Annotated in this window: 15 protein-coding genes; 14 read left to right on the forward strand and 1 reads right to left on the reverse strand. The window is 26.9% G+C overall.

Going from position 1 to position 12,613, the window contains the following annotated elements:
- Positions 1-6: 6 nt before the first annotated feature.
- Positions 7-864 (forward strand): potassium channel family protein, encoded by an 858-nt coding sequence (locus tag I1959_RS06365; RefSeq protein WP_092925044.1) that lies wholly within the window; start codon positions 7-9, stop codon positions 862-864.
- 66 nt (positions 865-930) lie between these two features.
- Here the strand turns inward: I1959_RS06365 and I1959_RS06370 are convergent, their stop codons facing one another.
- The gene (locus I1959_RS06370; RefSeq protein ID WP_207733539.1) at positions 931-1,995 is read right to left on the reverse strand and encodes a hypothetical protein; all 1,065 of its coding nucleotides are present in this window, start codon (positions 1,993-1,995) and stop codon (positions 931-933) included.
- 474 nt (positions 1,996-2,469) lie between these two features.
- On the opposite strand from I1959_RS06370, the gene I1959_RS06375 reads away from it, so the two are divergent.
- From I1959_RS06375 to I1959_RS06435, 13 genes are all read left to right on the forward strand, one after another.
- Positions 2,470-3,414, forward strand: a complete 945-nt coding sequence (locus I1959_RS06375) for a protein kinase domain-containing protein (protein ID WP_195237478.1) — start codon at positions 2,470-2,472, stop codon at positions 3,412-3,414.
- A gap of 214 nt (positions 3,415-3,628) precedes the next feature.
- Positions 3,629-3,835, forward strand: coding sequence for a TOBE domain-containing protein (locus I1959_RS06380; protein ID WP_092925050.1), 207 nt, complete (start codon positions 3,629-3,631; stop codon positions 3,833-3,835).
- 15 nt (positions 3,836-3,850) lie between these two features.
- A complete protein-coding gene (locus tag I1959_RS06385; protein WP_092925052.1) occupies positions 3,851-4,492 on the forward strand; it encodes an ABC transporter permease in 642 nt (213 codons plus the stop codon).
- A gap of 9 nt (positions 4,493-4,501) precedes the next feature.
- Positions 4,502-5,188, forward strand: a complete 687-nt coding sequence (locus I1959_RS06390; RefSeq protein ID WP_166505700.1) for an ATP-binding cassette domain-containing protein — start codon at positions 4,502-4,504, stop codon at positions 5,186-5,188.
- An 18-nt stretch (positions 5,189-5,206) separates the two neighbouring features.
- Complete coding sequence (locus I1959_RS06395; RefSeq protein ID WP_243240002.1) at positions 5,207-6,037, forward strand: substrate-binding domain-containing protein; 831 nt, start codon at positions 5,207-5,209, stop codon at positions 6,035-6,037.
- A 250-nt stretch (positions 6,038-6,287) separates the two neighbouring features.
- Positions 6,288-6,875: a 3D domain-containing protein gene (locus I1959_RS06400; protein ID WP_092925056.1), complete on the forward strand. Its 588-nt coding sequence runs from the start codon at positions 6,288-6,290 to the stop codon at positions 6,873-6,875.
- Positions 6,876-7,015: 140 nt separating this feature from the next.
- Entirely contained in the window at positions 7,016-8,215 is a 1,200-nt protein-coding gene (locus I1959_RS06405) for a D-alanyl-D-alanine carboxypeptidase family protein (protein WP_242977243.1), read from the forward strand.
- A 249-nt stretch (positions 8,216-8,464) separates the two neighbouring features.
- Positions 8,465-9,187 (forward strand): 30S ribosomal protein S2, encoded by a 723-nt coding sequence (rpsB, locus tag I1959_RS06410; RefSeq protein ID WP_092925060.1) that lies wholly within the window; start codon positions 8,465-8,467, stop codon positions 9,185-9,187.
- A gap of 72 nt (positions 9,188-9,259) precedes the next feature.
- Positions 9,260-10,165 carry a translation elongation factor Ts gene (gene tsf, locus I1959_RS06415; protein WP_092925062.1) on the forward strand — a complete coding sequence of 302 codons (906 nt, stop codon included), beginning with the start codon at positions 9,260-9,262 and terminating at the stop codon, positions 10,163-10,165.
- A 139-nt stretch (positions 10,166-10,304) separates the two neighbouring features.
- Positions 10,305-11,009: a UMP kinase gene (gene pyrH / locus I1959_RS06420; RefSeq protein ID WP_092925064.1), complete on the forward strand. Its 705-nt coding sequence runs from the start codon at positions 10,305-10,307 to the stop codon at positions 11,007-11,009.
- An 86-nt stretch (positions 11,010-11,095) separates the two neighbouring features.
- On the forward strand, positions 11,096-11,653 hold the full coding sequence (gene frr / locus I1959_RS06425) for a ribosome recycling factor (protein WP_092925066.1): 558 nt from the start codon (positions 11,096-11,098) through the stop codon (positions 11,651-11,653).
- Positions 11,654-11,655: 2 nt separating this feature from the next.
- Positions 11,656-11,859 carry a hypothetical protein gene (locus I1959_RS06430; RefSeq protein WP_092925068.1) on the forward strand — a complete coding sequence of 68 codons (204 nt, stop codon included), beginning with the start codon at positions 11,656-11,658 and terminating at the stop codon, positions 11,857-11,859.
- A 29-nt stretch (positions 11,860-11,888) separates the two neighbouring features.
- Positions 11,889-12,611, forward strand: coding sequence for an isoprenyl transferase (locus I1959_RS06435; RefSeq protein ID WP_092925070.1), 723 nt, complete (start codon positions 11,889-11,891; stop codon positions 12,609-12,611).
- Positions 12,612-12,613 lie beyond the last annotated feature (2 nt).

Raw genomic sequence — 12,613 nt, forward strand, 5'->3', positions numbered from 1 at the left:
TAATATATGAGACGAAAATATATTGCATATAATCTGGCTATGGCTATTTTATCTATAGTTATAGCTATAATATTAATATTAGAACTTACATTAGATTTAAGTTATCAAATTAGATTAGTATTTCAAATTATAGATTTCATAGTTTGGTCAATATTTGTAATAGATTATTTTACTAGACTTTATAAAAGTAAAAATAAGAAAAAATTCTTTAAGAAAAACTTAATAGATTTAATATCTATAATACCTCTTTACTCTATATTTAAAGTCTTTAGAGCTTTAGATATACTAAAAGTAGGAAGGGTAACAAGAGTATCAGAGATAACTCGAGTTATAAGACTACTTGCTATAATAAAACGTACTAATAATGAACTATCAGAATTTATGAAAACTAATAACTTTAATTACACTATAGGTATAGCAATAATTATTGTGCTAATAAGTGCAACCGTAATGTCATCTGTTGAAAATATGAGTTTAGGAGCTGCCCTTTGGTGGAGTATAGTTACATTTACAACAGTTGGATATGGAGATGTATATCCAATAAGTACATTAGGTAAATTAACTGCATCTATACTTATGATAATGGGAATTGGTTTTATAGGTTCTGTTACATCTACACTATCAACTTACTTTATAAAAAAAGAGGTAAGAAAAAGAAAAGCAGAAATGATTAAAAAAAATAGTAAATTGATTAAAAAAAGCCTTGGAAAATCTAAAATTATTTATACTGATAATGTAATATATAGTAAAGAAAATTATAAAAATGAGTTAATAAAAGATATTGTAAAAAGGTTATCTAAGTTTGATGATTTATCTAAAGAAGAGATAAATACAATGTGTAAGGTTTTATTATCATTAAAATGATATGGTGGCTAAAAATAACCCCTCTATAAATATAGAGGGGATTAAATTAGGGTATATAATTGATGCTTAAGGGTATAAGTTTAATGTTTTTTCCAAAAAATTTATACTAACATCTTTTAAAGATGAAGCTTGCGGATTAAAATTTAACTTTCTTAAATATCTATAAAAATCTAAATCATAAACATATATGTTTTCTTCATAAACCCCTTGAAAGTATCTATAGTTTAAGAATTTAGAAAAACCTTCTATTAAGTTTTCTGAGCAAAAGCCTTTATAATTATAAGCATATTTTCCTACTTTATCATACATTTTAGTTAGCTTTTTATCATCTTTTAATTTTTCATAAGCATCTAAAAACTCATCACTATTAACAAAGTATTCAAATATTATATGAGAAAACTCATGAAGAGGAATACTTATTATATCTTTATAAGGCGTATTTTTAGGTATTGTTGATATTAATTTTTTATTGCTTTTAAATCCTTGTGATTCAACAGGATTTAAAGAATAGTAAAATGTATATGAGTAACCATTATCAATATCTAATCCTGATGAACTTTCTATAAAATTTATAATATCTACTTCTTTAGATGCTAAAAGATTATTTATATCATTAGCTTTTTTTTCATAGGAAGCTTTGTTTTTATAAAAATAAGACTTAAAATAATCTTCATAAAAAGATGTAAAAAAATTATCAAACTCCTTACAAAAAGAAGGAGATAAATTTAAATAATCATCATTTAATATAGTTTTAATTATATCTTCTAAAGATGAATTATCATCTAAGCCTATAACGGCATTAGAGTAGCTCCATGAATCATTTGTAGTAAATATATCATAAAGAGAATTTTTCAAATCATCATCCATATCATTATAAGTATCTTTTAACCATATATAATGCTTATAAGCATCGTAAGAAGTACTTTTATATAAATCTTCATTAAACTCTTTTGGATTTTTTACATTGACATTATATAACTCATAAGCTGTTTGAATAAGAGATACTTTAAGTGTTATTCCCTTGACAACTATATCAGACTTGTAATTAGAAGAAGTTGAGTTATTAAAGCCTAAAGCAAAAAAGCTAAAAAAGGTAATTATAGGAATTAGTATTTTTTTTATTAAAATCACCACACTTTATAAGAGTATATATAAGTATTAAATTTTATATTTTAAATTCCTTTTATAACAGTTCAACAGTAAATTATTATAAATTATGTTAAAATATACCTAAAAATATCTAAATATAAAACAAAGTAAAGATAAAGATTATAAAAGAGTAAAATTAATTATATAAATACTTTATAATTTGTAAGAAATAGTACATAAATAAGTAAAATAAATTTTAAATATGTATACAAAAAAATACTTAAGTAGATTTTATAATTATTAAATATTTATATATAAAATATAAAAACATTATTAAAATAATTGTATTAAAAGAAAATAAATAATAAGAAAATTTAAGTTACACTAAAAAATATCAAAATTCCTCCGAATAATATAAAAAATCATATGAATATATAACATATGGAAAAAGGATACAAATGTTGATATAATTAAACATATAATATTAATAGCAGAATTTAGAAAGGGGGGGAATATGTGACTTTTATAGGCAATAGATATGAACTTTTAAACTGCGATGGGCAACTTGAATTAAATAAAATATATAAAGCAAGAGATGTATTTGACAATAAAAAAGTACTTATAAAGGTAGTTGAACATAATGAGTATATGGAAAGTAATTTTATAACTAACTTAATAGACGAAACTACTATGATAAATAACATACACTCAAAGTACATATCAAAAACCATCGATGTAGGTGTTCACTGTACAGAACTTACAACACTTTATTATATGGTAAGTGAATATTATAATGGAATAACCTTAGTAAATATGATAAATGGGAACTATTTACACCTAGAAGCTATAATAAATATAGCAACTCAGATTGTAAAAGCATTAGAAATACTTCACGAAAATAATGTGTATCATGGAAATTTAAACCCAACTAATATACTTGTAGATAAAGATTATAATATACGCTTATTAAACTTCCAAACAACAAAAGCTAATAATGGAATAAATATAAGAGCTGGGGGAGAGTTTAGATATTTATGTCCACATCAGCTATGCATAAATTTCACTGACTTAGATAGTGATTTATTTTCCTTAGGAATAATACTATTTGAATCTATATTTAAAAAGCTTCCTTTTGAAGAAGGTAAAAATGAAGAAGAAATGCTAAAAAACATAGATAAAGGTATTAATTGGAACCAAAATATAGCGATCAATGGCAATGATAAATTTATAAATATTATAAAAAAATTATTAAGTAGAAATGAAAAATATGAATATTTACAAGATATATTAATAGATTTAAGTAATGTAATGTATGAAAAAGCAGATATAATAGATACTGAGGAAATTAATGAAGATATAGAAGAAACAATAGAAAGGCCCAAAAAAATTAAAAAATGTAAAATATTATTAGCAGTATCAATGATTAGTTTAGTATTTATAACAATACTTAGTATATTATAAGACCACAAAAAGTGGTCTTTTTTATATGTTTAAATGCAAAAATAAAATTATATAAAAATTAAAATTATAAAAAATTAATTTGTAGTAAAAAAAGTAATAATAAAACAGAAAAAACGATGAAAAAGATGAACGAAACTATATTGTTGTAAAAAAAGGTAGATGATATACTTTCAAAGTGAATATAATAAAGTAGCAAATGAGGGGGCAAATAAAAATGAAACTAAGTGCACGTAACCAATTAAAAGGAATAGTAAAGGAAATAAAAATGGGCGCTATAAATGCCAAAGTAACAATAGATATAAATGGTCAAATGTTAACATCTGTTGTTACAATAGATGCTATTGAAGATCTAGGCATTAAAGTTGGAGATGAAGTAACAAGTGTTATAAAATCAAGTTCTGTTATGTTAATGGTTGATTAAGACAATTTAGATAATATGGAAGTAAATGATATAATTCAAATAATTAGCTTATCATTAATAGTAACAACAACCGCAACTATGATAGCTATGATAATTGCAATAGTATTAAGTATAGTTATATACTTAAAAAACTTTAGATTTAAAAAATATATAATAACATTTGTAAATGCACTAATGAGTACACCGCCAGTTATAATGGGGCTTTTAGTGTTTTTAATGTTATCAAGACAAGGACCTTTAGGAGAATTTAAATTATTATTTACACCTGTAGCTATGATAATAGCACAAGCTATGCTTTTGATACCTATGGCTATGAGTTTAATAATAGATTTACTAAATAAATTTGGAGGAGATATTTTAACAACGTGCAAGGTACTTCAAATAGAAGACAAAAATATACCAAAAATATTTTTAAAGGAAATAAAGTATCATCTATTAACAGTTTGTATAACTACATTTAGTAGAGGAATTTCAGAAGTTGGCGCTGTTATGTTAGTTGGTGGAAATATAAAGGGCTCAACTAGGGTTATGACAACATATATAGCACTTTCAACTTCTATGGGGGATTTTGATGAATCTTTGGTAATAGCATTTATACTATTAACAATATCCACAATATCTACAATTATTATAAAGAAATTGCAGTCGGTTATATAAGGAGTAAAGATGATAAGTATTTATGGATTAAAAAAACAAATAGAAAATCAAGGTGTATTAACTGTAGACAATATAAATTTTCAAAAAGGTAAGATATATTCCATAGTTGGACACAATGGAAGTGGGAAAAGCACATTAATAAAAATAATCTACAATATAGAAAATTTTCAAGATGGAAGTATAACTATAAATGATGAATATATAGATAATGAATGTATGAATAATAAAAATATATATAAATATTTATCATATACACCACAAGAAAGTAGATTTTTAAGTGGGAGCTTAATGGATAATTTTAATTACATATATGAATATGGTAAAGAACAATTTATAAAAGACAAATCCTATCTTTATAAATTGATAGATAAGTTTGACTTAAATAAAAAATTAAGTACCAATGTAAAAAAGTTATCTGGTGGAGAAATAGCAAAAGCTCAGTTTATAAGAAGCTTAATAATGAATAAAGAGTATAATTTGCTAGATGAACCTATGGCTAACATGGATTTAAACACTATAAAAAAAGCAGAAAAAGAGATACTAAAATTAAAAGAAGAAGGAAAAACTGTAATATTAGTAACACACGATTTTATGCAAGCAAAAAAAATAAGTGATTACATAGTATTTATGGAAAACTTAAAACATATAGACACTTATGAATCGGATGTATTTTTTAATGGGGTAATGAAATTTTAAAGATTAAGGGGAGCAAAAATGAATAAAAAAATAACCAAATTATTAATGGTAGGTATACTTAGTTTATCTATGGTAGCATGTTCATCTACAGACACAAAAGAAAGTGAAACTCCAAAAGATATAAAATTAGTTACAACAACAAGTTTAGATGATACAGGATTTTTAGAAGAAACTTTAAAAGATTTTGAAAAAGAAAATAATGTAGATGTTAAAGTTGTAGCAAAGGGAACTGGAGAAGCTTTAGAATTAGGAAAGAGAAAAGATGCAGATGTATTATTTGTACATGCTAAGTCTAAAGAAGAAGAGTTTATAAAGGAAGGTTATGGAGATTCTAGACATGAAATAATGTATAACTACTTTGTAGTAGTAGGTCCAAAAGATGGAAAACATAATGAAAAGATAAGCAAAATGAGTGTAGAAGATGCTTTTAAATATATTAAAGAAAATAATCTAAACTTTGTATCTAGAGGAGATAAATCAGGAACACATACAAAAGAATTATCTATATGGGAAAATATAGGACAAGAAAATTCATTTGAGAACTACAAAGAAGTAGGTAAGGGTATGGCATCTACTTTACAAACTGCTAGTGAAATGGGTGCATATACATTAACAGATATAGGAACTTACTTAGCAACTAAGGAAAATTTAGATTTAAGTTTAGTAAAAGGTGCTGATGAAAGTTTAAAAAATGTATATAGTATAGTTACAATAAATGGGTTAGAAGAAAATATGAAAGAAATAACAGATAAATTAGTTGATTATTATAAGTCAGAAGATGTACAAAAATCTATAAAAGAGTATGGAAAAGATAAATATGGAAAGTCATTATTTTATACTTTTAAATAGATAAAAATAAAGCTATCTAAAATAGGTTTTAAACTATAAAATAGTTAATATTACCTAAGTTTTAGGTAGCTTTTAATTTATTATAAATAAAAATTTTTTATTAAGTAGACCTTTTTAAAATTCTAAAAATGTAACTTATTTGTAAATAATTTCCTAAAAATAGTTTACAAATGGATAATAGTTAGCTACTATATAAATATAAAGTTACAAAATAGTTACAAATTAATTTTATAAATGGGGGAATGCTTCTATGAAAAATAAAAAGATAATATTGGGTTTTCTATTTAGTATATGTATATTTGCACTAGGAATGACTAATACATTTGCAGATACACTAGGAGTAGTAACAACTTCAAGATTAAATGTAAGAAGTGGTCCATCAACAAAATATAGGGTAGTTGATAAAGTAGTAAGAAATGAAAAAGTAACAATACTTCAAAACAGCAATGGGTGGTATAAAGTAAAATTACATGATGGAAAAATAGGGTGGTCAAGTACTCGTTATATAAAAGCAAATCAAAATCAATCAAACAATAATCAAAACAACAACGCATCAACAGGAACAACAAATAAAAAAATGAATGTTGTAGCAACTGCTTATACAGGGTATGGTATAACATCAACAGGGCAAAAACCAGTATGGGGAACAATAGCAGTTGATCCTAAAGTAATACCATATGGAACAAAAGTATATATACCTTATTTTAATAAAACATTTATAGCAAATAATTGTGGTGGAGCTATAAAAGGAAATAAAATAGATATATATATGAATAGTAAAAGTGAATGTTATAACTGGGGAAGAAGAACAATTGAAATTCAAATACTAGGAAAATAAATACTACAAAAAAGCAAACAGAAAATTTTTAGTTTTCTGTTTGCTTTTTTTTTGAAAAATTTATTATGTAAAATAATAACTGATATATTATTTTCAAAATAGGAAAAAAATAATATAGACTTATTAATCAATATAAGAAGGTGAAGTTATTGAAAAAAGGAGTAAAAAAATTAATTGTAAGTATTGTCATCTGTGCATTTTTAACTCCTACTTTTAGTTATTCTGATGACAACAATAGAGTAGATAAGTTTTCAAAATCATCAATACTTATAGACCAGTTAACTGGAAGAGTATTGTATGAAAAAGAAGCAGATGCTAAAAGACCACTAGCAAGTTTAAGTAAGATGATGACCTTTTTACTAGCTATAGAAGCTATAGAAGAAGGAAAGGTTAAAAAAGATGATATTATAACTGTAGACAAATCTATAGCTAAAGTAAGAGGATCTAGTTATCATTTAAAAGAAGGTGAAAAAATACCTTTAATTGAACTTATGAAAGGTCTAATGATAGTATCAGGAAATGATGCAGCAGTGGCAATAGCAAAACATATAAAAGGAAGTGAAGAGGAATTTGTAAAGTCTATGAATGAAAAGTGTATAGAATTAGGTATGACAAATACTCACTTTGTAAATCCACATGGACTTCCTATATATGATCTTAATGATAAAACAAAGCCACCAAAAGAAAATATATCAAGCGCAAGAGACATTGCAAAGCTTGGAAAGTTTATGTTTGATAATTATGAAAAACAAGTTGTAAGTATAACTAATATGAGAACATATAGTTATCCAGAAAGAGATTTTTGTAAAAATAACACAAACTCAGCATTAATGAGTACATCACCAAATGTAGATGGAATTAAAACAGGATATACAGGAAATGCTGGATATTGTTTATCTTTTTCTATGATGGTAAAAGAAGATAACAATAATGAAAAAGAGCATAGACTAATAGGAGTAACACTAGGTGCAAATCATAAGCAAAAAAGATTATCAGCAGCTCTTAGTATGCTAAACTATGGAAAAGAAAATTTTAGCACCAAAAAGGTAATGGACAAAAATAAATTAATAGGTAAAAAGTATATAAAAGGTATAGATGAACTAGAAATTAAATTAGTAACAAACAAAGAATTATATACAATATTATCTAAAGAAGAAAAGCTAAAATCTCAAATAACTTTTAAAGAAATAAAATACCCAGTTAAAAAGGGAGATGTATTAGGGGTTATAAAATATTTTACAGATAGTGGTGAAGTATTAGGTAGTGTAAATATAGTAAGTGATAATGATATAGATAAAGTAAGCTTTAAAAATAGAATAAAGATGATATTTGCTGACTAATAAAATGTATAGAATATATAAAAATAAAGAATAATTTATAATAGAAGAAATAGAAATTTTCAAACAAAAACAAATGAAAAAAATAAACATAAAATCAATCATAAAATATATTGTATTTTAAAATTTGATATGATATACTACTAAAGGTAAAAAAATAAAATCACACACGGCAATGGGATCCTAAAAAGGTGCCTAATAGGTTTTTTTGGGAGTTGATCATGCCGGAGGTTAAAAACCAGGAGGAAAAAAATGTCAGTAATATCAATGAAACAATTACTTGAAGCTGGTGTTCACTTCGGACATCAAACAAGAAGATGGAACCCTAAAATGTCTAAATTTATATTCACAGAAAGAAACGGAATATATATAATAGACTTACAAAAAACTGTAAAGAAAGCTGAAGAAGCTTACAAAGCTATGAAAGAAATAGCTGAAAGCGGAAAGCCAGTTTTATTCGTAGGAACTAAGAAGCAAGCTCAAGATGCTATAAAAGAAGAAGCTGAAAGATGTGGAATGTTCTACGTTAACGAAAGATGGTTAGGTGGAATGTTAACAAACCACAAAACTATACAAACAAGAATAAACAAATTAAGAGAATTAGAAAAAATGGAAAACGAAGGTGTATTCGACGTTTTACCTAAAAAAGAAGTTATAAAATTAAGAGCTGAAAAAGAAAAGCTTGAAAAATACTTAAACGGTATGAAAGATATGCCTGAATTACCAGGAGCTATGTTCGTAGTAGACCCAAGAAAAGAAAACATAGCTATACAAGAAGCTCACAGATTAGGAATCCCAGTATTCGGTATAGTAGATACTAACTGTGATCCAGATGAATTAGATTACGCTATACCTGGTAACGATGATGCTATAAGAGCAGTTAAATTAATAACTGGAGCTATGGCTAACGCTATAATAGAAGGTAGACAAGGTGCTGAAGAAGAAGTAGAAGAAGAAGCACAAGATCAAGAATAATCTAAATCTAATCTACAAAATTAAAAGGTAAGGGTCACCCTTACCTTTACTAGTATATAGGAGGAACTCAAAATGGCTATAACTGCACAAATGGTTAAAGAATTAAGAGAATCTACAGGCGCAGGAATGATGGACTGTAAAAAAGCTTTACAAGAAGCTGAAGGAAATATGGAAAGAGCTATAGATATACTAAGAGAAAAAGGTTTATCTAAAGCTGCTAAGAAAGCTGATAGAATAGCTGCTGAAGGTTTAGTTGCTATAGAAATAAATGAAGATAACACTGTTGCTTCAATAGTAGAAGTAAACTCAGAAACTGACTTCGTTGCTAAAAACGAAGATTTCAAAACTTTCGTTAAAGATGTTGCTTTAATGGCTTTAGCTACAGAAAACACAGAAGTTGCTGAATTATTAGCTGAAAATCATGCTGAAGGTGTACTTTCTGAAGTATTAAACAACAGAATAGCTACAATAGGAGAAAAATTAGACGTAAGAAGATTCGCTAAGATATCTACTAACGGACAAGTTGCTGGATACATCCACGGTGGAGGAAAAATAGGTGTTTTAGTTGAAATGATAACTCCATGCAGAGATGCAGAAGTTATAGCAATGGGAAGAGATATAGCAATGCAAGCTGCTGCTATGAACCCAAAATACGTTTCAAGAGATGACGTAGATCCAGAATACATAGCACATGAAACAGAAATATTAACTCAACAAGCTTTAAACGAAGGAAAGCCAGCTAACATAGTTGAGAAGATGATAAAAGGAAGACTTGAAAAGCAATTAAAAGAAGTTTGCTTATTAGAGCAACCTTTCGTTAAAAACGGAGATTTAACTATAAAGCAATTAGTTGCTGAAACTGCTAAGAAGTTAGGAACTGAAATAGCTTTAGGAAACGTAGTTAGATTCGAAGTTGGAGAAGGTATAGAGAAGAAAGAAGAAAACTTTGCAGAAGAAGTTGCTAAGCAACTTAAGTAATGACCAAAGGAGAACACTTAAGTGTTCTCCTTTTTTTAAGGAAAAGACATTATATTAAGCTAAAAGCTTTATATAATGTTAAAAAAATACAAAAACAATAGCAAAATAAGATAAATGTAAATTTAGGGAGGATTTTCTAATGATCGAGCCAAAATACAAAAGAGTACTACTAAAACTTAGTGGAGAAGCATTATCTGGTGATAGAGGATTTGGAATAAATAACGATATAGTAAATGATATAGCACTTGCTATAAAGAAAATAAGAGAAATAGGTGTAGAGGTATCTGTAGTTGTAGGTGGAGGAAACTTCTGGAGAGGAAGAACTTCTGAAGGAATGGATAGAACTACTGCAGATTACATAGGAATGTTAGCTACAGTTATGAACTCTATGGCACTTCAAGATGCACTAGAAAATATGGATGTACAAACTAGAGTACAAACTGCTATAGAAATGAGACAAATAGCAGAACCATATATAAGAAGAAAAGCTGTTAGACACTTAGAAAAAGAAAGAGTAGTAATATTTGGTGCAGGAACTGGAAATCCATATTTCTCAACTGACACAGCAGCAGCACTTAGAGCAGCAGAAATGGAAGCTGAAGTAATATTACTTGCTAAAAATGTTGATGCAGTATATGATAAAGATCCAAAGGTTCATGCTGATGCAGTTAAATTTGATGAATTAACTTACTTAGATGTACTTCAAAAAGAATTAAAAGTAATGGACTCAACTGCTACATCTTTATGTATGGATAATCAAATACCTATAAAAGTATTTGAATTATCAACAGAAAACATAATGAAGGCAGTTATGGGAGAAAATATAGGTACAACAGTAAAATAGAAACTAAAATTATGGCTAAAGTATTTTATATAATGTAAAATTAGCATATAATGTTTATATAGATAAAAATATTTAGGAGGAAAAATATGAAATTAGATATACATAAGAACTTAGAAGCTAAAATGGCTAAGACAATAGAAGCATTAAAATATGAATACACTACAATAAGAACAGGAAGAGCTAATGCTCAAATGTTAGATAAAATAAGAGTTGACTACTATGGAACACCAACTCCAATAAACCAAATGGCAGCAGTATCTGTTCCAGAAGCTAGAACTTTAATGATAAATGCTTGGGACAAATCTTCTATGGCTGAAATAGAAAAAGCTATAAGAAACTCTGATTTAGGACTTAACCCAACAAATGATGGTGAAGTTATAAGAATATCAGTACCAGCATTAACAGAAGAAAGAAGAAAAGAGTTAGCTAAAAAAGCTCATAAAACAGCTGAAGATTTCAAAGTAAGACTTAGAAATGAAAGAAGAGATGCTAACGATAATTTAAAGAAAATGGAAAAAGATGGAGAATTAACTGCTGATGAACTTAAAAAAGCACAAGATGAAGTTCAAAAGATAACAGATAAATTCATAAAAGAAGTAGATGTTGTTGCAGCTGCTAAAGAAAAGGATATAATGGAGGTATAATATTGGAAAAATATTATAACCTATTAGGCCTTCACTTAAATGATGTTTTAGACACATTTAAAGACAAAAACATAAAATATACCATAGAAGAGATAAAGGGTAAAAAAGATCAAGAAGCTTTAATCGTTCCTAAGGTCATAAAAATATCTGAGACTTCTGAAGGTGTAAAAATATTAGTAACATACTTTTCTGACTCCTTAAAATAGGAGTCAGATTCGTATTTAGGAGGTACAATATGCATTATGATATAGATTTAGACAGAGTACCTAATCATATAGCTATAATAATGGATGGAAATGGAAGATGGGCAAAGGCTAGATTTCTACCAAGAACAGCAGGACATAAAGCTGGTGTAGAAACTATTAGAAAAGTGCTAAAAGAATGTAATAGACTAGGGGTAAAAACTTTAACATTATATGCATTTTCAACTGAAAATTGGAAAAGACCAAAGCTTGAAGTTGATACTTTAATGACCCTACTTTCAACATATCTAAAAAATGAAGTAAGGGAACTTCACAAAAATAATGTTAAAATAACAACAATAGGTGATACATCTAAACTTCCAAAGGCATGCATAGATGAATTAGAAAGAGCATATGAATTAACTAAGTACAATACTGGAGTTAATCTAAACTTAGCACTTAATTATGGTGCAAGAAATGATATAAAAGATGCTTTAGTAAATATACTAAAAGATGAAAAATGTGGTAAACTAAGTATAGATGAAATAACAGAAGATACAATATCTAGTTATTTAAGTACAAAGTCTATAAGTGATCCAGATCTTATAATAAGAACTAGTGGAGAAGAGAGATTAAGTAACTTCTTATTATGGGAAGCAGCATATTCTGAATTTTACTTTACAGATGTTCACTGGCCAGACTTTAACGAAAAACAACTACAAAAAGCCATATATGAGTACCAAAAAAGAGACAGAAGATTTGGTGGCCTAAAGTAAGG

This window comes from Romboutsia sp. 1001285H_161024_C4 (assembly GCF_015550185.1).
GTDB classification, from domain to species: Bacteria; Bacillota; Clostridia; order Peptostreptococcales; family Peptostreptococcaceae; genus Romboutsia_C; species Romboutsia_C hominis.